Origin of the sequence: Solibacillus sp. FSL K6-1126, assembly GCF_038003445.1 — a bacterium.
In the GTDB taxonomy this organism is placed as follows: domain Bacteria; phylum Bacillota; class Bacilli; order Bacillales_A; family Planococcaceae; genus Solibacillus; species Solibacillus silvestris.
This window is the reverse complement of the sequence record NZ_JBBOPD010000001.1, coordinates 240,001-262,350: the sequence shown is the minus strand read 5'-3', so window position 1 is coordinate 262,350 and position 22,350 is coordinate 240,001. Positions and strand designations below refer to the sequence as shown.

At 41.7% G+C, this 22,350-nt stretch carries 18 protein-coding genes, 2 rRNA genes and 1 pseudogene (1 of these 21 only partly in view); 8 read left to right on the top strand and 13 right to left on the bottom strand.

All coding sequences use genetic code 11. The features are described 5' to 3' along the window. Nucleotides 1-1,429: pseudogene (locus tag MHH44_RS01305) on the top strand (LutB/LldF family L-lactate oxidation iron-sulfur protein). Next, nucleotides 1,426-2,106, top strand: a complete 681-nt coding sequence (locus MHH44_RS01300; RefSeq protein ID WP_340797570.1) for a LutC/YkgG family protein — start codon at nt 1,426-1,428, stop codon at nt 2,104-2,106. The pseudogene MHH44_RS01305 and the gene MHH44_RS01300 overlap by 4 nt, the downstream one beginning before the upstream one ends. A 43-nt stretch (nt 2,107-2,149) precedes the next feature. Here MHH44_RS01300 and MHH44_RS01295 read toward each other — a convergent pair whose 3' ends face one another. Then, nucleotides 2,150-3,349 (bottom strand): MFS transporter, encoded by a 1,200-nt coding sequence (locus tag MHH44_RS01295; RefSeq protein ID WP_014825054.1) that lies wholly within the window; start codon nt 3,347-3,349, stop codon nt 2,150-2,152. 188 nt (nt 3,350-3,537) lie between these two features. On the opposite strand from MHH44_RS01295, the gene MHH44_RS01290 reads away from it, so the two are divergent. Next, nucleotides 3,538-4,218, top strand: coding sequence for a YetF domain-containing protein (locus MHH44_RS01290; protein WP_014825055.1), 681 nt, complete (start codon nt 3,538-3,540; stop codon nt 4,216-4,218). Between the two features lie 102 nt (nt 4,219-4,320). Here the strand turns inward: MHH44_RS01290 and MHH44_RS01285 are convergent, their stop codons facing one another. From MHH44_RS01285 to MHH44_RS01265, 5 genes are all read right to left on the bottom strand, one after another. Continuing rightward, nucleotides 4,321-5,103 (bottom strand): ABC transporter permease, encoded by a 783-nt coding sequence (locus MHH44_RS01285; protein WP_008407433.1) that lies wholly within the window; start codon nt 5,101-5,103, stop codon nt 4,321-4,323. Then, on the bottom strand, nt 5,090-5,992 hold the full coding sequence (locus tag MHH44_RS01280; protein ID WP_340797569.1) for an ABC transporter ATP-binding protein: 903 nt from the start codon (nt 5,990-5,992) through the stop codon (nt 5,090-5,092). Before MHH44_RS01280 ends, MHH44_RS01285 begins: the two co-directional genes overlap by 14 nt. Further along, the gene (locus tag MHH44_RS01275; protein ID WP_008407429.1) at nt 5,989-6,189 is read right to left on the bottom strand and encodes a PLD nuclease N-terminal domain-containing protein; all 201 of its coding nucleotides are present in this window, start codon (nt 6,187-6,189) and stop codon (nt 5,989-5,991) included. Before MHH44_RS01275 ends, MHH44_RS01280 begins: the two co-directional genes overlap by 4 nt. Nucleotides 6,190-6,201: 12 nt before the next feature. Continuing rightward, the gene (locus tag MHH44_RS01270; RefSeq protein WP_340797568.1) at nt 6,202-7,308 is read right to left on the bottom strand and encodes a helix-turn-helix domain-containing protein; all 1,107 of its coding nucleotides are present in this window, start codon (nt 7,306-7,308) and stop codon (nt 6,202-6,204) included. A 528-nt stretch (nt 7,309-7,836) separates the two neighbouring features. Continuing rightward, nucleotides 7,837-8,784 carry a carbohydrate kinase family protein gene (locus MHH44_RS01265; protein WP_340797567.1) on the bottom strand — a complete coding sequence of 316 codons (948 nt, stop codon included), beginning with the start codon at nt 8,782-8,784 and terminating at the stop codon, nt 7,837-7,839. Nucleotides 8,785-8,934: 150 nt separating this feature from the next. Here MHH44_RS01265 and MHH44_RS01260 point away from each other — a divergent pair, with 150 nt between their 5' ends. The 4 genes from MHH44_RS01260 to MHH44_RS01245 all read left to right on the top strand — a co-directional run bounded on the left by MHH44_RS01260 (nt 8,935) and on the right by MHH44_RS01245 (nt 13,024). After that, nucleotides 8,935-9,495, top strand: a complete 561-nt coding sequence (locus MHH44_RS01260; RefSeq protein WP_008407423.1) for a GNAT family N-acetyltransferase — start codon at nt 8,935-8,937, stop codon at nt 9,493-9,495. 18 nt (nt 9,496-9,513) lie between these two features. Continuing rightward, complete coding sequence (locus tag MHH44_RS01255) at nt 9,514-10,428, top strand: EamA family transporter (RefSeq protein WP_008407421.1); 915 nt, start codon at nt 9,514-9,516, stop codon at nt 10,426-10,428. A gap of 132 nt (nt 10,429-10,560) precedes the next feature. After that, nucleotides 10,561-12,084 (top strand): argininosuccinate lyase, encoded by a 1,524-nt coding sequence (gene argH / locus MHH44_RS01250; protein WP_008407419.1) that lies wholly within the window; start codon nt 10,561-10,563, stop codon nt 12,082-12,084. After that, on the top strand, nt 12,077-13,024 hold the full coding sequence (locus MHH44_RS01245) for an N-acetylglucosamine kinase (RefSeq protein ID WP_014825060.1): 948 nt from the start codon (nt 12,077-12,079) through the stop codon (nt 13,022-13,024). Before argH ends, MHH44_RS01245 begins: the two co-directional genes overlap by 8 nt. Nucleotides 13,025-13,073: 49 nt before the next feature. Here MHH44_RS01245 and MHH44_RS01240 read toward each other — a convergent pair whose 3' ends face one another. From MHH44_RS01240 to aceA, 5 genes are all read right to left on the bottom strand, one after another. Continuing rightward, nucleotides 13,074-13,457, bottom strand: a complete 384-nt coding sequence (locus tag MHH44_RS01240; RefSeq protein ID WP_008407415.1) for a YkvA family protein — start codon at nt 13,455-13,457, stop codon at nt 13,074-13,076. 85 nt (nt 13,458-13,542) lie between these two features. After that, the gene (locus MHH44_RS01235) at nt 13,543-14,253 is read right to left on the bottom strand and encodes a glycosyltransferase (RefSeq protein WP_014825062.1); all 711 of its coding nucleotides are present in this window, start codon (nt 14,251-14,253) and stop codon (nt 13,543-13,545) included. 42 nt (nt 14,254-14,295) lie between these two features. Then, nucleotides 14,296-16,041 (bottom strand): adenine deaminase, encoded by a 1,746-nt coding sequence (gene ade, locus MHH44_RS01230; RefSeq protein ID WP_340797566.1) that lies wholly within the window; start codon nt 16,039-16,041, stop codon nt 14,296-14,298. Between the two features lie 138 nt (nt 16,042-16,179). After that, nucleotides 16,180-17,355, bottom strand: a complete 1,176-nt coding sequence (locus MHH44_RS01225) for a pyridoxal-phosphate-dependent aminotransferase family protein (RefSeq protein WP_340797565.1) — start codon at nt 17,353-17,355, stop codon at nt 16,180-16,182. Between the two features lie 430 nt (nt 17,356-17,785). Continuing rightward, complete coding sequence (gene aceA / locus MHH44_RS01220; protein ID WP_008407410.1) at nt 17,786-19,069, bottom strand: isocitrate lyase; 1,284 nt, start codon at nt 19,067-19,069, stop codon at nt 17,786-17,788. A gap of 215 nt (nt 19,070-19,284) precedes the next feature. On the opposite strand from aceA, the gene MHH44_RS01215 reads away from it, so the two are divergent. Then, a complete protein-coding gene (locus tag MHH44_RS01215; RefSeq protein WP_340797564.1) occupies nt 19,285-19,956 on the top strand; it encodes a LytTR family DNA-binding domain-containing protein in 672 nt (223 codons plus the stop codon). Nucleotides 19,957-20,056: 100 nt separating this feature from the next. Here the strand turns inward: MHH44_RS01215 and rrf are convergent. Both rrf and MHH44_RS01205 read right to left on the bottom strand, forming a co-directional pair. Beyond that, nucleotides 20,057-20,172: ribosomal RNA gene (rrf, locus tag MHH44_RS01210) — 5S ribosomal RNA — on the bottom strand. Between the two features lie 183 nt (nt 20,173-20,355). Further along, nucleotides 20,356-22,350, bottom strand: a 23S ribosomal RNA gene (locus MHH44_RS01205); it runs 934 nt beyond the window's last position.

Sequence of the window (22,350 nt, the reverse complement as noted above, 5' to 3'; positions counted from 1 at the left end):
ATGGCGATGAAAATCAGTCAGCAAAAATTTAATGAACGCCTTTCGTCCAACTTGGAAAATGATTTTATGCGTGGTGCCGTAGCCGGCGCACAGCACCGTTTTCAAACGAGACGAAGCGCCGCTGTAGATTCTTTAAACTGGGAAGAATGGCGCAATCATGGAGAAGAAATCCGGCAGCATGTACTGGAAAATCTCGATTACTATTTATATGAATTGAGTATAAACGTCGAAGCGCGAGGCGGCCATGTATTTTTTGCACAAACTGCTGAAGAAGCTACTGAATACATTTCAACAATTGCCAAACAGAAAAGTGCTAAAAAAATTGTGAAAGCAAAATCGATGGTAACCGAAGAAATCAATTTAAACTCACACTTGGAACAACTTGGATGTGAAGTGATTGAAACGGATTTAGGCGAATATATTTTACAGCTTGATGACCATGACCCGCCTTCCCATATCGTGACACCGGCACTTCATAAAAACAAAGATCAGATCCGTGAAGTATTTGAACAAAAAATTGGTTATACAGCTTCCTCTCAACCTGAAGAACTTGCACTGCATGCCCGCAAAGTTTTACGCGAACATTACTTAACGGCGGATATAGGTATTACGGGCTGCAATTTTGCCGTTGCTGAAACGGGTTCTGTTTGTTTAGTAACAAATGAAGGCAATGCGGATCTTGTAACAGCCTTGCCGAAAACACAAATTTCCGTCATGGGGATGGAGCGTTTAGTACCAACATTTGAAGAAATGGAAGTACTCGTCGGTATGCTAACACGCAGTGCAGTTGGCCAGAAGCTGACGAGCTATATTACCGTCTTGACAGGCATAAAAGAAGCGCTTGAAGTCGATGGTCCGGAAGAATTCCATTTAGTCATTGTGGACAATGGACGCTCTTCGATTTTAGGCGGCGAATTTCAGTCAATTTTTACAATGCATCCGTTGTGCTGCCTGTATTAACACATGCCCTGTTTATCGCCATGTTGGCGGCCATACGTACGGTTCCATCTATTCGGGTCCAATTGGGGCGGTATTATCACCGTTATTAGGAGGATATGATGATTATAAAGAGCTGCCTTACGCTTCCACTTTATGTGGTGCATGCACAGATGTATGCCCAGTGAAAATTCCGCTACACCAATTGCTTCATAAGCATCGGGAAGTAATCGTTGAACGAGAAGGCCGTGCTCCGATTAGTGAAAGTCTACTGATGCAGGCATTTGGAATGGGAACTTCATCGCAATCAATCTATAAGCTAGGTACTAAAGTAGCCTCAACGGTTATGAAGCCGTTCACGAAGAACGAGAAAATTACTAATGGTCCTGGTCCGTTGAAAAACTGGACAGCGTATCGCGATTTTCCATCATTACAAAAAGAGCGTTTCCGTGACTGGTTTGAACAGCATAACAAAGGAGGCAATCCCAAATGATTCAAAATCGAGAATCGTTTTTACAGTCAGTCGCTGCTCGTCTCGGCAGATCCACTCCTTCTTTAACCAAACCGGAGCGAAACTGGAAGCATCTCCCTCAACACGAAGTATTGAAGGATGCTTCGATGGAAGAACTTATCGAAGTGTTGAGAGAACAATGTTTGAACATCCACACTACATTAAAGAAATGCACAAAGCAGCAACTGCCTGAAATATTAAATGAAACAATTGTAGACTATGGTGGTGGGCGAGTAATTTACAGCAATGATCCGCGGTTTGGAGTATTGAATGTGTTACCGGTTTTCGAGCAATATGAACATTTAAAGTGGCAATCTGCAAACGGTAAGGAAAATATCGATTTTGCTGAACAGGCCAATGTCGGTGTCGTAATCAGCAACGTGACATTAGCAGAATCCGGCACAATTATGCTTCAAGCGTCACCGGAAGTTGGCCGAACAATTTCATTTTTGTCTGAAAATTCGATTGCCGTTATACCGAAAAGCAGTATCGTTCCACGCATGACACAAGCTGCCCAGTTTTTACGTGAGCAGTCACATGTCTCTTCCTGCATTAATTTTATTACAGGACCAAGCAACTCCGCAGATATCGAAATGAACTTAGTTGTCGGCGTACACGGACCGGTGAGAATGACGTATATTTTGGTGGAGGATTATTAAAAAAGAACTTCGGACAATAAAATCCGAAGTTCTTTTTATTTCCCTAATCCCCTACTCGATCGCGTGGCAGTAAAAACGCTACGAGCAATAATAATGTCAGTACCGACACAGCATTCATTGTGAAATGAATGCCCATTTTGTCTATGAGCATCCCGATAACAATCGATCCAATTGCCCCCATCCCAAAGGCAACTCCGACTGTTAAACCTGCCATTGTCCCAATTTTCGATGGGACAAGTTCCTGTGCATAAACAACCGTAACGGTAAAGCTAACCATAATCAGCAATCCGATAATAATAAGTAATACCAATACAGCAGGCAAAGGAACAAATGGGAGTGCCAAACAAAATGGAATCGGTGCAATTACCGACAGCAATATAACATTTTTTCGGCCGAAGCGATCTGATAATGGACCACCAAAAAAAGTGCCTACAACCCCAACTGCCATGAATATAAAGATAAACAGCTGACCGCGCTCAACACTCATCCCATATTGTTCCGATAAATAAAAGACATAGAAACTTGTTATATTCGTAACGTAAAACGAACGGGCAAATATAATGAACAGCAGCACAAGTAAAGCCATTCCAACTTGCTTTTTCGTTAAAGGAGGCAAGGACGAAACCAGCATTTTTTTGATTTTCGATCTCTTTTCCGCTTCGAGCTGACGTTTATACCACATCGATATTTTCGTTAATAAAAAGATGCCGATTGATGTAAAAATAAGAATAACGGAAACCCCGTACATCCCAAAAGGCAAAATGATAAATGCGCTTAGCAATGGGGCTAATGCCTGTCCGCTATTACCCCCTACCTGGTAAATGGACTGAGCTAAGCCGCGCTTATTGCCTGCCGCCATAAACGATACACGTGAGCCTTCGGGGTGGAAAATGGCTGAACCAAGCCCCAAGAATAGAACCGACACTAAAATCATCCAGTATTCGCCTGCCAATATGAGCATTGTCAGCCCGATAAAAGAGCTCACCATCCCAAGCGGCAATGCATACGGGAATGGCTTCTTATCTGTCATAAATCCGACGGCCGGCTGCAGCAGGCTGGCGAACATATTCAGGACAAATGAAATCATTCCAAGCTGCGTAAACGTCAGTCCTAAGTCGCGCTCTAATAATGGGAACATTGCCGGTATAACCGCCTGCATCGTATCATTAATTAAGTGACATACCCCAATGGAGACCATAATAGGATAGACAGGGTTTGATTGTTTTACTGTTGTAGTCGACATTTTTTCACATTCTTTCTGCTAGATCAATACATTACTCATAATTTTTAATTCAGCAACTCGCTAATTTTATAAAAATACCCCTCAATTTTGCCTCTCGTATTGAATGCATTAAGGGTGCATAGATTATCGCATTTTATTCATACTACCCTTTATAAGGAGGGATTATCATAGAACTGAACCTTGGCGAAATGATTTTACGTGCAAGCTTTTCCTTTTTCGCGATATTAATACTCGCCCGCATCATCGGTAAAAAGCAAGTGAGTCAGCTCACTTTCTTCCATTATGTCACGGGGATCACTTTTGGTTCGATTGCTGCCGAAGTCTCGACTCAAGTGGAAACCCCTTTTTTAGACGGCATGGTTTCTTTAATCGTGTGGGCTGCATTAACAATTATCGTTAGTTATATTTCATTCAGATCTTCAAAAGCACGTATCCTTTTTGACGATAAACCGTCGATTGTCATCAATAACGGTGTCATATTAAATAATGAATTGAGAAAAGCACGGCTTCATCCGGACGAGCTCGCTATGCTGTTGCGTGAACAGAGCATTTTCTCATTTGATGAAGTACTATATGCCGTTTTTGAAACAAATGGAGAATTAAGTGTCCTGAAAAAGCCGCTTGCCCGGACTGCAACAAAAGAAGACGTATCAGTGTCTGCCCCTGCCCCGCAATACTTTCCTCTGGAATTGATTTCGGACGGGAAAATTATTCAAAAAAACTTAACGGATCTTCAGCTTACTGAAGACTGGCTCAGAAAAAAATTAGCAAAGAAAAATATCCACGAGATCGATAAAGTTTATTATGCGCAAATTTTAGAAAATGGATCACTTTATATTAGTATTAAAAATGCTAGTCCACCTTCATAACCATTTGAAAAGACATTTAATCTTCATTATATTACCAATTTTCTTGAAAGTTAATACAAAAAAGCAGAAATCAATTGTAAAACAACGATTTCTGCTTACCATTTATACTTTTAAATAACGAATATTGTTCTTGCTCATTTTAATGCCAAGCAGTACGATGACAAAAATTAAGATGAGGACAACTAATAAAGTATACCAATAATTTTCCATTAATACGCTATCTGTCAGAAGGCCTGTTCCGTATTGTGCAAGCTTCCAAGGTGTCACACTCCAAAAGCTGCCGATTAATGTATCAATAAGCAGACCGACTGGGATGAGAATAATTGTAATCGCAGCAGCGACCGATGTTTGGAAGGCTGCACTCATCGCAACAGTAAGCGCCATAACTAGCATCAGCCAAACACAATACGTACCGAGCATTGCTAAAAATTTTGATAAATCAACAGTCCCGTAAAGCAGTACTGTATAATACATACTCCCCGCATATCCCGCCAATGCGCTGAGAATAGCAATCATGCTTGCAACAATCCATTTACTGAAAAACAACGCAGTAAAAGACATTGGGCGTACATAAAGAAGTGTCGCAGTACCATTCTGACGTTCACGGCTCACGGAACCGATAAAGGCAGTAATTAATACAAGCAGTCCAATTGATTGAAATTGCCCGGTTGATGCCATAAGCAGATCAGCAGGCTGAAGTTCAGGCATTGTCATCATAAATCCATCGGGCATATTACCAACCGCCTGCAAAATATCTTCCATAAAGTAATTCATGAGCGGATCACTAATTCCGAGCAATACAAAAACGAGCGGAATCCATATAATTTTAAAGCTACGAACACTTTCACGCCATTCTTTTAAAAGTAATGCCTTAAATTGCTGCATGCTTTCCCGCCACCTTCATAAAGATTTCCTCCAGGCTTGCCGTTTCCCGCTCTACTTTTACAACTTCAAGTGGTGAGGCCGCCAATTGCTGAAGCAGCTGTTGCATAGATGGACGTTCATCTATAACTTCCACATATGCTGCTATACCATTAGCTACAGCTCCTAATGTAGACTGACTCGCAAATTGAATCGCCTCATCCGCATGCTTGAATGTAATTTTATAACGCGGTTCCTCAAACTTTTGCTTCACCTCTGTTAATGAACCTTGCTCGACAAGTTTACCGTCTCGTAAAAACAGCAGCTGATCGGTCATTTCCTCTGCATCATTTAAAATATGCGTTGAGTACAAAATCGTCGTTTGCTGCTGCACTTCCTTTAACAAGTTCATCACTTCCCGACGTCCAACCGGATCAAGTGCGGATACTGGTTCATCCAGCAATAGAAGTTTTGGTTTATGAACTATTGCCTGGGCAATACCTAAGCGCTGCTTCATTCCTCCTGAAAAAGTCTCGGTCTTTTTGTTCATCGCATCATGCAAGCCCACAAATTCCAGCATCTTTTTACATTCACTTCTTAATGAGCGTTTTTCAAGACCGCTTAAATTTGCCACCATCTCCATATATTCAAGTGCAGTCAGCCAGGAATAGTACTGGGGATATTGGGGTAAAAAGCCGATTGCACTGCGTATATCTTTTACATCCGGCATCATGATTTTGCCGCTTGTCGGCTCAAGTATATTGGCAAGCATCGAAAGGGCCGTCGTTTTCCCCGCGCCATTCGGACCGATCAGCGCTGTAGATGTATGCATCGGTAATGTGAATGATAAATCCTCTACTACTTTTTTTGCGCCAAACCGCTTTGTGAGTCCCTTCACTTCAATACAGATCATTGGCTTTTCCGTCCGAATAGAAAGTAGGCGATCGGTCCGAGTGTATTAACAAAGAGTGATACGAGCACCCATACCCATTTCGGGCCGCGCGTCTCATAACTGCGTACAATATCCACTATGGCAACCGCCCCAAGCACCAATTGCAATACTAATAACGGCGCAATAAGTCCCCAAGGAATATTCGATAATTGATCCATTATAAATCCCCCTTAAATTTTTAAATGATGTTTTAAATTGACAAGTAAACTTTTATAGCGCGTATCGTTTTGCACACTTGCCAACATCGGGTTTTGGGCAATGCTTTCATAAATTGATTTTTTGATTGTTTCTTCATCACGTGGTGTTTGCGTGCTCAGTATAACTTCCTTTGCGATCCAGCCATCCAGCAAGTAGAAATAATCATCCCCTGTAATTTGAAATGGAAATTTGATTTGCGTACAAATTTTTACATAGCGCTCAATACAGCGAATTGCTTCTTCTATATTATTTTGTGTTGCATATCCGCTCGCTGCCTTTATATAAAACAGCAGTGTGTTGTGTATATTCAGTTTATTTAAATGAAAAGTGTCTATTATCGTTTCAATTCGGCTGACCGACTGTTCGAAATAAGATACATTTCCTATTTCCAATCCAAGTGCTTCATTCGCATTCGTAATCATATACAGCAAATGCTGGTACATGTTGACCTGGTGAATTTCCTTCGCCTTTTCTATATTGCCCAGCATCGTTTGTGCCGTAGCGATAAGCTGTTCAGTCCCAAGCTGAACTACAGCATCTTCTCCTAATAATTCGAGTACATGCTGAGGTTCTCCTCTTAAAATATACGTATACGCCTCGAGTAAATTCGCCTCGTTTTTCAGCCGGTAATTTCCGCTGAACTCCTTTACACGTTTACAGAGTTCCTGTATTTTGTCCGCAGCGGCTTCTTTATTCTGTGCAAGATTAAAGTAATTGACGTAAAGCTGCGCCATCTTCAGTAAAAACGGGAAACAACTATAATATTCTTCAATGAGTTGATCAATTGTTGCGTCCACTTCAGCAAATGGTTCCTTTGAAAAGCGCTTTGCTAATTCCGCATACATTTTCAAAATCCGTTCATCCGTCAATTGAGGCTCATAACCGAGCAGTGCATCAATTGAAATATTGAAAAATGTTGCAAGCTTCGGCAATAGTGCGATATCCGGATAGCTTTGCCCCTTCTCCCATTTCGAAACAGCTGCCCTTGATACCCCGACATGCCGCGCAATTTCCTCTTGTGTCACTTGTAATTGTTTACGGCGCTCTGTAAAAATGGCCGCAAATTGAAAGTTGGTCATCCCCCTCACCTCTTATTCTTATTATAAAAGAACTTTGGCTGATTAATAGCGACTAATTCTTTCGAAATATAGACTTTGTCAACTGATGGTTTCGTTTGGCTGTGGTGGCTGGGATTGTGGAGGCAGGATATTCTAATAAAATGGTGGAAGTTCTAATATATTTTTATTTGTTCTAATAAAATCGCGATTTTCTAATATAACCGTTCATTGTTCGAATATCCGGATGAATTGTTCAAATATCGCTAAGGTATTTTCTAATATCGTTCCTACTTCTTCTAATATCCCGTACCATTGTTCTAATAAAAATTAAAACGCCCTTCCTTCTCCTCTATTCATGTTTAAACGAAGACCTTGTCACTCGGAATTCCCCCTCATTTTCTAATAACACCACCCGTTGTTCTAATAACCATCTAACTTCTTCTAATAAACGGCTTCACTCTTCTAATAACCACAACCCAAACTTGCGCTCAACAAAAAACTGCCTCCAAAATGTAAAACACTTCGGAGACAGCTTGCTCTATATAAAGTTTATTTAATTAAATGCTTAATTTCCTCGAAGCTTGGCAGTGCCGTTAACGCACCTGCTTTAGTAGCAGCCATTGCTCCCAGCTTGTTGCCGAATGCGACACAGCTGATTAAATCTTCTGTTACTGTAGGTAAACCATTGAAATGAACATAACGGAGTACGCCTGCCATAAATGCATCACCAGCACCTGTCGTATCTACAGGGATTACCTGTTCAACCGGAACATGTGTTACTTCACCGTTTAATACAGCATATGCTCCATCAGCTCCAACTGTAATTAACACGATCGGTACTAACAGCTCATCCAACTTTTGGAGGCCTTCTTCAATTGTTGTTGTTTCTGTCAGGAAATATAATTCCTCATCGGTAAGCTTTAAAATATCGGCATCTTCAAAAAATGAAGAAATCGTCTCACGGCAAATTTCCTCGGATTCCCAACGAAGCGGGCGGATATTCGCATCGATTGCGATAATCGCTCCTTTATCTTTGGCCATATCCACTGCAGCACGTGTTGTTTTTAATGCGGTTTCTTCAAACATCGTTCCTGAACAAACATTTAAAACGGAAGCACGTTTAAATGCTTCTTCCTGTAACTGCTCAGGTGTTACTTGTAAACTCGGCGTCTCATCGACATAATCTTTAAATACTCGCTCACATTTTTCAGTTAAATGCACATATACACCACTTACACGCTTCTTCGCATTAAATACAGCGAAATCAAGATTCACACCTTCTTTTGCGATCTCCTGACGGCAAAATTCCGAAGTTTCATCATCGCCTGTAATTGTAATAAGTGCTGACGGTGCCCCAATACGACTAATCCCTGCTGCAACATTGATTGTTGCGCCACCTAAATACTTCGTAAATGAAGTATTGGTCTGATCATTTGCAATATAATCAACGAATGCATCTCCATAAACTAAGATGAATTCTTTGTCTATTTGACTCATTAATTGTCTAACCTCCGACGTTGTATGTTCTTACTAATTTACCATAGAAAAGATATATTTATAAAACTTTATACTATTCTGAAACTAATGCTTTCTTCGCGCATGAAATTAATTTCTGTTATACTGTGTTCGGTAAGGAGATGATTGTTAATGAATGTTACCATTCGACAAGCAGAACGAGATGACGCGAAAGCTGTCGCCCCTTTAATTTATGACGCAATCGGAGACATTGCAAACAATTTGACTGGTGAAGAGGAAGTTTCGCAGATTTTAGCTGCTTTAGAACAGTATGTCACAGAAACGACAAATCGACACAGCTATTTGAATACTTTTGTAGCGGAACAGCAAGGTGAAATAGTTGGGATTGTCGTGCTTTATGATGGGCGTCTCGGGTACAAGCTCGATCGCCAGCTTGAACAACAGCTAGCCAAAAAAGGAATACAGACTACATTGGATATTGAAGCACATATGGATGAATATTATATCGATACAATTTGCGTCTCAAAAAATGCACGCGGACTTGGCATCGGTACGCTTCTTTTACAATTCGCCGAGCAAAAAGGCAAGGAACTTGGCTATGAAAAAATTTCTCTAAATGTGGAACTAGAGAAACAAGATGCACGACGCTTGTATGAAAAAATAGGCTACCGTACAACCGAAAGCTGGACAATAATTAATGAGCCATTTCATCATATGGTGAAATCGCTTTAGAATAGGAAGAAGTAATAAATGAAACAAAACTGGATTTACCCGCTATTAATCGTAATAGCGGCTAGTAGTTATGGAGTATTATCAACAATCGTAAAAGTGGCAATGCAGCACGGCTATACTTCGTCAGAAGCTGTTACTAGCCAGTATTTCGTTGGATTTTTACTCGCACTCGTACTTTTTGTAGTAACACAACGCACATTACCGAAGCTTTCAAAAAAAGGCGCTATCACTTTGCTTTTAGCCGGAACATGTACAGCGATTACCGGTATTGTTTACGGACACTCCCTTAATTATTTACCTGCTTCATTGGCAGTTGTTATGCTATTCCAATTCACATGGATTGGGTTGTTTATGGACTGCTTCCTGAAAAGACGTCTGCCAACTCGTATTGAATTAATTTCATTAGTATTTTTATTTGTAGGTACGATTTTAGCAGCTGGTGTGATTGATGTAGATTTATCGCAGATTGCTTGGCAAGGATGGGCACTAGGTTTACTCGCTGCCTTTACTTTTGCAGCATTTATGCAATTTAACGCTCAGCCTGTTGAAGGGGTGACGACGATTGGACGTACATTTATTTTATCTGTTGTGTCACTGATTATCGTATTCATCTTCTTATCACCTGAAATTGTATGGAACGGCCAATTAACTGGCGGTCTTTGGAAGTTCGGTCTGGCACTCGGACTCTTCGGTATTATCTTGCCGATTTTACTATTTTCGATTGCCGCGCCAAAAGTCGGTGGTGCACTTGTCCCAATTTTAAGTGCAATGGAGCTGCCAGTAGCAATTACAGTATCCGTCATTGTATTAAATGAAAGTTTAACACTTCTACAAATTTTCGGTATCGTATTTGTACTATTTGGTATGGTATTGCCATCTTATTTCGCTTCAAAAAAAGTGCGTGTTATCGATCAAAAACAACAGCTGCCCTGAATTTAGGGCGGCTTTTTTTCTTTTATTCCGGTTAATTCACTTTATTTATTTGAATTGATAAAATTTTCTAATAATTGTAGAATGAGAATATTAGGTAGTAGTTTCTATCATTTGATTGGAGGCCCATTCAACATGTTCTTTCAGAATTACCGCAATTTAATAAATGAAAAAGAAGGAATTTTATTTCCTTCCAATAGTTATCGTCAAATGGTTTTACAGCCCGCTTACGATGAGGCACGCAAGCATTTTTTGGATGCGATGCTTCAAATTCATATTGCCCATTTAAAGATGCTAGAAGAACAGGAATTGGTTACCTCAGAAAATGCACGTCGTATCGGTCAAGCTATCCAAAATCTTGATTTGGAATATTATAAAACGCGTGATTATAACCCGCAGTTTGAAGATTTATTTTTTCGTATTGAAAACAAGCTAATCGAACTGGGTGGCGATGTTTCTGGAAATTTACATATTGGACGCAGCAGAAACGATATGGGAATCGCCATTTACCGCATGACACTACGTAAAAAGATGCTCACGCTCATGCAGGAACTTTTGAATTTACGTCAATCGCTAATCGTCTTTGCCGAAGAGCATGTAGAGACGATTATGATTGGCTATACACATACACAGCAAGCACAGCCGACAACGTTTGCCCATTATTTAAAGGCCGTTATTGACCAGCTTACTAGGGACTATAAACGAATGCAGGCCGCATATAATACGATTAACCGAAGCAGTATGGGCGCGGCTGCTTTAACAACTACAGGGTTTCCGATTAGCCGCGAACGGGTGCAGGAGTTGCTTGCCTTTGATGATTTAATCGAAAATGCTTGGGATGCGGTAGCCGGTGCCGATTATATCGCAGAAGCTGCCAGTATCGTACAGCTTGCCGCACTTAATTTAGGGCGCACATCTCAGGACTTTTTACTATGGGCAACACAGGAATTTAATGCTTTTAAGCTGGCCAGTCCATATGTGCAAATCAGTTCCATCATGCCTCAAAAACGCAACCCTGTTTCAATTGAACATACACGTTCACTGCTCTCATCGGTTGTCGGGGATGCGGCAACTGTATTGCAGATGGTTCACAATACACCATTTGGAGATATTGTCGATACAGAAGATGATATGCAACCTTATTTATGGCGGGCAATCGACCGGTTAGTCGGAATTTATAAGCTATTTGCAGGAATGATTCTCACGATGGATGTGAATAAGGAGAATTTACTGAAGCGTGCACAAAACAGCTTTGCCAATGTAACAGAGCTTGCCGATTCCCTTGTCCGCTCCGAAGGTATTTCATTCCGTCAATCACATAAAATTGTTAGCCTTTGTGTGCGGGAGCTGATGGCAAATAATAAAGAATCGCTTGCAAGCCTGACATGGAATTTGGCAAATGAGAAATGTGTGGAAGTTACAGGAAAGACGCTTCAAATTAATGAGATTGCTTTTTACCAGGCCATTCAGCCGGAATACTTCGTTAATATTCGTACATTAAAGGGAGGTCCTGCGCCTGCAACAATGCGAAAATCACTTAGCCAGGCACAAGATGATACTGTCCATCTTGAAAATTGGCTGAGAGAAAAAACAGAGGCAATTTTAAAGGCCGAAAATGGATTGGAACAAATTTTAAAGGGGTGGACGGAACATGAGTAATCGTTATGTATTAGCCGTTGATGGTGGTGCATCAAAAACAATAATGACTATTCGCTCTACAGATGGCCGTGAACTATTTACCGCAACTTCCACAGGCTCAAATTACCAAGCTGTTGGAATCGAACATGTCCAACATGTATTTACCGGCCTGCTCCGGAGTGCAGCAGCTCATTTACCAAGTCTGTTTATTGATATCGCGATATTTGCACTTGCCGGCATTGATACAGATCAGGACAAAAAGATTATCGAAGAGATTATTGAAGAAAGTATCGCCCGCTCCCCTTTTACATTCGGTCAAATTATTATAGAAAATGATGTTGAAGCAACTTTAAAGGGGCTCGGGAAAAACAATGTCAGCCTGCTAATTTCCGGTACAGGGGCTATTTGCTACAGCCTTATGAATGATCGGATTAGCCGCGGCGGTGGCTGGGGTCATCGGATTGGCGATGAAGGAAGCGGTTACTGGATCGGAAAACATATTGCAAAAGCAATTTTCCGCGCTGCCGACGGGCGAAATAAACCGACTTTATTAACAGAGCTTGTTTTAGCTGGTCATCATGTCAACAGCACAGATGAATTGTTCAATCTCATTTATTCAGCGGATTATACAAATGCGCGATTGGCAAGCTTCAGTTCCTACTTACAACAGGCAGTCGAAATGGAAGATACTGTTGCACAAAAAATTATGCAAAAGGCAGCAGATGAGCTTGTATTATTGGCAACAACGACATTGAAAAATGCCGGTTACTCCAATATAGCCCATACACTTTTTTTAAATGGCGGAATACTAAAAAACAATCCCTTGCTTGTTGAGTTAATAACTACACAGCTCCAAAAAACACATCCGAAGATAACGTTAAAGTTATGTGAGGAAAAGCCGATTGAAGCTATCTTTAACCGCGGCTTACGTGAATTAAATGGGGCACAACCCGTAAAGTAGACATAGAAAATCCCCTTTTGCAGTAGTTGCTGAAAGGGGATTTCTTCTTTTATTTCACTACATTCTCCTGGCTTCCAAGCTTTGAATCGATTAACCCTTTTGCCTCATCCTTCATCTCATCTGTAATCGATAAATATACTTTTCCAAGTGCAGTTAAAATAATAAATGCATCATCCGTCAAACCGACTAAAGGGAGAAAATCGACAACTAAATCGAATGGTAAAATGAAGTACCCCAGCGCTCCTAAAACAATGAGTTTACTCGATTTAGGCATGTCCGGGCTACGCAGGGCAACGTAAAGTGTCGCCGCTGCATGCACCGCTTTATAACCTAAACCTCCACCGAAGTTTTTCAATTTATGCAGAAACTTTTTATCTGAATAATGTTGGTCTTGACCTTCAACCATTTTTTCGAAATTATATTGTTCGCTCATACTCATGCTCCTTTCCTTGCTATTACATTAGTATTCCTCAAATATGCGACTCGTAATCCTATACGTTTTCGCTATTAGAAAAGATTCATTTCGTATTTTGTCTTTTATGTAGGAAATTTATCCAAAGTTGCTGAAAAATTTTCGTTGGATTCAATACTTCATCGTAGTAAATGATTGAATTTTTCCGGAGCTTTGCATGACCGATCGGCACCTCGTATACAGGAACTTTTCGTCTTATCGCCTCTATCAGCATATTCGTGTCATAGTGATAAGACTCTCCTTTCACTTTACATAGCCATGGCAGATGTTTTCTTGGAATATAACGTAATCCTGTTTGAATGTCGAGCAAACGTTTACGAATAAACAGTTCAAACATCATCGAATAAGCACGATTTTGAAGTTTGCTAATGAACGGGTAGTCTGAATCTTTAAAATCACGAATCCCTAAAATAATCCCATCCGAGAAAATTTTAGTACTTGATAGCACTTGCTCAACATCCAACACCGAATGCTGACCATGTGCACCTACTGTAATAATTCCCTTTGTACGCAGTCGGGATTTTAGAATATATTCCATCCCTGTTTTAAGTGCGCGGCCTTTCCCTAGATTTTGGTCATGTGTTAATACATCGCAACCTTCTTGCTGTAATTGTTCAAACAGACGGTTATATTTTTCTTCACTGCCATCATTAATGACAATAATACGAGCGATCGGCAATGCACGCAGTTTCCTGACAAATTCCAGAAGGGCCGGTAAAGGGTTTAGCGCTGGAATCATAATAATGACTTGCTCCATTTTACATGCTCCTTAATAAAATATTTATGGGAACTATATAGGTTAATGCGATTGATCGGACTGTAAAATCTCAACAGGAATATGCCGGAATTTTTTAACATCAAACAATCCTGTATCGGTAAGCTTAATGTCAGGGATTACCGGCAGTGCCAGAAATGATAATGTCAGAAACAGATGATAATCGAGCATAGGATGAATGGTATGCAGTCCTTCATGTAATTTTTTCAGCTTTTGCTTCGCCTGTTCTGCAGGAATATCTGTCATAAGACCTGCGATTGGCAGACTAAAAGAAGCAATCACTTCCCCATCATTAACTACGACTAGTCCGCCTTCTATCTCTTGAAGTGCATTAAGTGCGATTAGCATATCTTCATCATTTGTTCCTACGGCAATCGCATTATGTGAATCATGGGAAATAGTTGTCGCTACAGCACCGCTTTGAATACCGATACCCTGTACAATTGCAACTGCTTTTGTCCCAACATGGTGGTGGCGCTCTACCACTGCTAGCTTCAATAAATCCTTTTCGATCGATGGTACAAATTGTCCGTTTTCTACATCTACTTCCACTTCTATCCGCTTTGTAATGAGTTGGTTTGGTACAATTTTTATAACATTTGCCCTGTTTCCTTTAAACCGCAGGCGTAAATCTTCAATTGTAAGTTTTGTTAAGTGCATTGACTGTAAAATAGATCTCTCCACAGTAGATTTTTCTGGGGCTGGTGAAAGCATTTCTCCACTTTCCGCAACTTTTCTTCCATTTTTCCATACAGCGCGTGCTTTCATCGTCTTTAAATCATCAATTATTATAAAATCTGCGTCATAGCCTGTAGCAACAGCACCTTTATTTACTAAACGGTAGCATTCCGCAGCATTTATTGTAGCAAGCTGAATCGCCAGTAATGGGTCCATTCCTTCTGAAATCGCCAGTGCCACTGCATAATTGATGCTCCCTTGCTCCATCAGTTCATCCAAATGCTTATCATCCGTACAAAAGGCAAAACGACGCGAATTAGCCATTGTTACAGCAGGTAAAATGGCTTTAAGGTTTTTGGCTGCAGAACCTTCCCGGATCAACACATACATCCCCTGCTCCACTCGGTCCAATGCTTCTTCAGCTGTCACACATTCATGGTCCGTTGTAATGCCGGCCGCCCGGTAGCCACGTATTTGTGCACTTGTTAAACCTGCACAGTGCCCATCGATGACCATCCCGTTTTCTTGAGCAAGCATTAACTTTGCGAGCATTTCCTTTTCCCCATTTAGTACAGCAGGAAAATCCATCACCTCGGCCAAACCTAGTACACTTTTATGTTGAACAAATTCCTCTAAATCCTTTGCAGTCAGCACTGCACCCGCGTTTTCAAAAGAGGTGCCCGGTACACTGGATGGCAACATATAATAAATATCCATTTCCACATCTTCTATATCCTGCAGCATAAATCTCAGTCCAGCTTTTCCTGCGACATTCGCAATTTCATGCGGGTCTGTAACAACAGTCGTTACACCATGGGGAAGCACGATTCGGTTAAACTGTTTTGGTACCACCATAGAAGATTCAATATGAATATGTGCATCAATAAAGCCTGGCACAATATACTTTCCGTGCGCATCTATTATTTCTTCTGCTTCAAATTCACCCGGCTCCGAAATCGCAACAATTTTTCCTTCTGCTACTACAACATCCCCTTGTCGCCACCGTAAATTAAAGACATCTGCAATTTGTGCATGTTGAATAATGAAATCCGCTTTTCCCCGTTTTTGGGATTGATCGATGATTTGCTTCATATGCCACCTACCCTTTTTATTTCAAACTATCATACAATATTTTCTATTAGTAACTAAATAAAAAGGGAACGCTCATAAATTGCACCGTCCCCTTTTCAATATTCCCCCGAATCGCTATATGCTTTCCGGGCAATCTTTTTAGCTTTGTACCGTAGCTGCTTCTAATTGTTGAAAGAATACTTTTTTAGCTTTTTCGATATCGACTTGAAGCTGTTGCTCTTGCAATGCTTCACCAATCACAGCAATTGCCTGCTCCAGCATTTCCGCCGTCGTATTCCCCATATGTCCGATTCGGAATGCTTTTCCTGCTAAGTGGGCTAAAGAACCCGCTACAATAACGCCGCTTTTTGCCAAGCTTGCTCGGAACTTGGCATCATCAATACCTTTAGGATATAAAATACAGCTCAATGTCGGTGCTGCTACTTCCTCATTAGCCAATGGTGTCATCCCGTACGAATGCAGTGCAGCACGGATTGCTTTACCAAATGCGATATGACGCGCTTCACGTTTTTCCATACCCTCTTCTAATACAATATTTAATGCAACATCATATGCGTAAATTAAGTTCACTGGAGGCGTCGCAAAGTACATTGCCGGGTTATCCATAATAGCGCGCCAGTTATGTATATCCGCATAATAAGCTGGCACTGTCCCGATCTGTTCACGGGCAGCCAGTGCCTGTTGACTGAAAGCAACAATCGCCAGCCCAGGAGGAATACCAATCGCCTTTTGGGATCCTGTTAACACAATATCAATTTTATAGTCGTCTTCACCGTAAGCTTTACTCATATCCTCTTGCAATGCTGCTGTTGCGACAACACCATCGACAATAACAAGTGCCCCAGATGCTTTAATAATCGGTACAAGTGTCTCTAAATCGGACATAACCCCTGTTGATGTATCCGCATGTGTAATTGTAACCGCCTTATAATTGTTAGCCTTCACTGCTTCCTCAACAAGCTTTGAGTCTACACGCTCCCCCCATGTTGACTGTAGTACATCGACTTCAATTCCAAACGCCTTTGCAAGTGGTGTAAAACGGTCACCGAAGTAACCGTGACTAATAACAAGCAGACGTTCACCTTTTGCAATAGTATTTACTATTGCCATTTCCATTGCCAATGTTCCTGAACCTGCTACAACATACACTTCCCCATCTGTATTAAATAGCTTTTTTGTATTGGCAAGTGCATTTTTAAATGTTTCCACAAACCGAGGATCCGTATGCCCTCTCGTTTCACTTGCCAGGGCGTCATAAATCTTATCCATTACCGGTGTCGGCCCTGGTACTAATAATAATTCTTTATTTTTCATTGTAATTACTCCCTTTTCACAATAGTAAAAATATTCTATCTATATAATATTCTCTATATAAGATTAGAACTCCTTCATTTTTAATAAATAGAAAATGCCTTTCTAGCCCCATCCAAGCTAAAAAGACATTTATCCTTTATAAAAACCCCTAAGTTTTCCTTATATGTTGGGAGGCAACCCCATACTAAACCGCGTTCCAATTCGATTTAGTAATTATCGTAGTAGTCAAGCTGTTCAAGTTCAAAAAGTTATTCCCCTTCTCCATCCTACGTTTCTTTCAATAACCGCTTCGGCATAACGTCTATTTACTAAGTGCACATTCCCCAATGTCACTTGAATCGATATGATAGAAGAAAAGGAATAAGTTAATCCGTAAAAGCAGTTCCCCGTTTATGAATCTATTCATAACACTGCCTATAAAATCTTAATCTTATACAAATTGCTCTGTTTCAGTAGAACCTGACATCGCAGTTGTCGATGATGTACCACCTGAAATTGTTTGTGATACTTCATCAAAGTAACCAGTACCTACTTCACGTTGGTGACGAGTAGCAGTGTAACCTTTACTTTCAGCAGCAAACTCAGCTTGTTGTAATTTAGAGTAAGCAGCCATACCATTATCTTTGTAGTCATGCGCAAGCTCGAACATACCAAAGTTTAAGCTGTGGAAACCTGCAAGTGTGATGAATTGGAACTTGTAGCCAAGTTTCCCTAATTCACGTTGGTACTCTGCAATTTCCTCATCCGATAATTTAGCTTTCCAGTTGAATGATGGCGAGCAGTTGTACGCTAACATTTTCCCTGGGAACTCAGCGTGGATTGCAGCAGCAAACTCACGAGCTTCTTCTAATGATGGGTGAGAAGTCTCACACCAAATTAAGTCTGCATATGGTGCATAAGCTAACCCGCGTGCAATTGCTTGCTTAATACCTGGTTTAGTACGGTAGAATCCTTCTGGAGTACGTTCACCCGTTAAGAACTCTGCATCGCGTGGGTCAATATCTGACGTTACCATGTCAGCAGCATCCGCATCTGTACGTGCGATTAAAATTGTATCAACGCCTGCCACATCAGCAGCTAAACGTGCAGCAATTAAATTACGTACAGCGTTTTGTGTTGGTAATAATACTTTCCCGCCTAAGTGTCCGCATTTTTTCTCAGAAGCTAATTGGTCTTCTAAATGGACACCAGCTGCACCAGCTTCAATCATCCCTTTAACTAACTCAAATACGTTTAATGGACCCCCAAAGCCTGCTTCCGCATCAGCTACAATCGGCGCAAACCAGTCAAAGCCATCGTCGCGGCCTTCTGCATGGTCGATTTGGTCAGCACGTTGCAGTGCCTGGTTAATACGCTTTACTACTGCCGGTACAGAGTTTGCTGGATATAAAGACTGGTCCGGATACATTTGACCAGAAAGGTTTGCATCAGCCGCTACTTGCCACCCCGATAAGTAGATTGCCTGTAAACCTGCCTTTACTTGCTGTACTGCCTGATTCCCCGTTAAAGCACCTAAAGCATTAATGAAAGGCACTTCGTGTAATGACTTCCATAAACGAGCTGATCCTCGTTTTGCTAATGTTTGCTCCTGGATGAATGAACCTTGTAACTTTACAACCTCTTCTGCTGTATAGCCACGCTCAATTCCTTTCCAGCGCTGGTTTTCTGCCCAATCCTTTTGTAAAGCTTCGATTCTTTCTTGACGAGTTGACATAATAAATTTCCACCTTCCCCATTGTGTATGGATATTCTGTTAGAAAAATTTGTAATTGCCTGTTCCATAACAGAACATCTTGCTGTAATATAATGTATAACAGAATGTTTAACTTTTCATTATTTTCTGACAAATTAACTTTAATTTAGGATGAATGTGTATATTTGGAGGATGAATTGACATTTAGGCAATAATACAGAGGGAGTGGATTTGCATTGTCACTACAAAATATTGAGATCGAAAAGAACATTTTAAAACAGTATAAAATTATTTTAGAAGATTGGATTCCTCAAGATGCATCGATAGCAATAGCAGTAAACAATTGCTTTATTTATTTCAGTACAGGTCATCACCATTTTTCATTGAAAGTAGGTTCCGATGTACCGAAAGACAGCATTGCTTATAAAGTACTTCAAACAGGTAGAAAAGTAGATGCTGTTATGGAAAATACACTTTTTGAATCACCTTATTATGCAATCGGGTATCCGATTTTGGTAAATGGCGAACAAGGTGCTTTAGTTGTCGTCTTGCCCCCGTTATTTAAAGTAAAGAGTTCAGATATATATCAGTTTTTAACAGGTAAACAAATGGAAGATTGGATACCGATTTCAATCGACCAAATTTCGCATATTGAAAGTCTGCAAAAGCGGACATGGTTTTATTCCAAAGGAGAACAATACAAAACAGCGATTACATTAAAGGAGCTGCAGACTCGATTGCCAAATAACTTTCTTCGCATTCATCGTTCCTATATTATTAATATTTGCTATATAAAGAAAATCTCTCGGGATTTGACTTCCAATTTTATTGTACAGCTGAATGATGGTGTGGAATTGCCAGTTAGTCAATCGTATATAAATAACTTGCGGGCCGTTCTGGAGTTTTAATATATGATGGATTTTAGAGTGGGCATTACAGGGTTTTAAAAGTTGAAATTCAATAAAATAAAACGAAAAACCCACTGATTACTCAGTGGGTTTGCGTTGTGCGAAGCGACGTCCTACTCTCACAGGGGGAAGCCCCCAACTACCATCGGCGCTAAAGAGCTTAACTTCCGTGTTCGGTATGGGAACGGGTGTGACCTCTTTGCCATCATCACTTCACTATTTTCGGCTTCCAATACACGGCGCTATCCTTCGTCAACTTCCTTCGTTCTTTCAGTCACGTACTTAAGTACGCTCCTTCAATCACTCAGTCGTTTCCTCGACTAGCTTGTATCTTGAAACCCTTAGAAAGATCATTCTTTCAAAACTGGATAAACGTTTCATTGAATTGAGCAATAAAATGTGGTTAAGTCCTCGACCGATTAGTATTCGTCAGCTGCATGCGTCACCGCACTTCCACCTCGAACCTATCTACCTGATCGTCTTTCAGGGGTCTTACTTACTTGCGTAATGGGAAATCTCATCTTGAGGGGGGCTTCATGCTTAGATGCTTTCAGCACTTATCCCGTCCATACATAGCTACCCAGCGATGCCTTTGGCAAGACAACTGGTACACCAGCGGTATGTCCATCCCGGTCCTCTCGTACTAAGGACAGCTCCTCTCAAATTTCCTACGCCCACGACGGATAGGGACCGAACTGTCTCACGACGTTCTGAACCCAGCTCGCGTACCGCTTTAATGGGCGAACAGCCCAACCCTTGGGACCGACTACAGCCCCAGGATGCGATGAGCCGACATCGAGGTGCCAAACCTCCCCGTCGATGTGGACTCTTGGGGGAGATAAGCCTGTTATCCCCGGGGTAGCTTTTATCCGTTGAGCGATGGCCCTTCCATGCGGAACCACCGGATCACTAAGCCCGTCTTTCGACCCTGCTCGACTTGTAGGTCTCGCAGTCAAGCTCCCTTATGCCTTTACACTCTACGAATGATTTCCAACCATTCTGAGGGAACCTTTGGGCGCCTCCGTTACTCTTTAGGAGGCGACCGCCCCAGTCAAACTGTCCGCCTGACACTGTCTCCTACCCCGCTAAGGGGCATGGGTTAGAAGTTCAATACAACCAGGGTAGTATCCCACCGACGCCTCCTTCGAAGCTGGCGCTCCGAGATCTCTGGCTCCTACCTATCCTGTACAAGTTGTACCAAAATTCAATATCAGGCTACAGTAAAGCTCCACGGGGTCTTTCCGTCCTGTCGCGGGTAACCTGCATCTTCACAGGTACTATAATTTCACCGAGTCTCTCGTTGAGACAGTGCCCAGATCGTTACGCCTTTCGTGCGGGTCGGAACTTACCCGACAAGGAATTTCGCTACCTTAGGACCGTTATAGTTACGGCCGCCGTTTACTGGGGCTTCAATTCACAGCTTCGCTTGCGCTAACCGCTCCTCTTAACCTTCCAGCACCGGGCAGGCGTCAGCCCCTATACGTCACCTTACGGTTTTGCAGAGACCTGTGTTTTTGCTAAACAGTCGCCTGGGCCTATTCACTGCGGCTTCTCTAGGCTATGCACCCAAAGAAGCACCCCTTCTCCCGAAGTTACGGGGTCATTTTGCCGAGTTCCTTAACGAGAGTTCTCTCGCACACCTTAGGATTCTCTCCTCGACTACCTGTGTCGGTTTGCGGTACGGGCACCTCTCACCTCGATAGAGGCTTTTCTTGGCAGTGTGAAATCAGGAACTTCGCTCATACGAGCTCGTCATCACAGCTCAACGTTATAGTATGCGGATTTGCCTACATACACGCCTTACTGCTTGAACACGCGCAACCAACGGCGTGCTTACCCTATCCTACTGCGTCCCCCCATTTCTCAAACGGTGAGGAGGTGGTACAGGAATATCAACCTGTTGTCCATCGCCTACGCCTATCGGCCTCGGCTTAGGTCCCGACTAACCCTGAGCGGACGAGCCTTCCTCAGGAAACCTTAGTCATACGGTGCATGGGATTCTCACCCATGTTTCGCTACTCATACCGGCATTCTCACTTCTAACCGCTCCACCAGTCCTTCCGGTCTGACTTCAACGCTGTTAGAACGCTCTCCTACCACGCATACTCAAAGTATGCATCCACAGCTTCGGTGAATCGTTTAGCCCCGATACATTTTCGGCGCAGCGTCACTCGACCAGTGAGCTATTACGCACTCTTTAAATGATGGCTGCTTCTAAGCCAACATCCTGGTTGTCTAAGCAACGCCACATCCTTTTCCACTTAACGATTACTTGGGGACCTTAGCTGGTGGTCTGGGCTGTTTCCCTCTTGACTACGGATCTTATCACTCGCAGTCTGACTCCCGTGTATAAATATCCGGCATTCGGAGTTTGTCTGAATTCGGTAAAGCGAG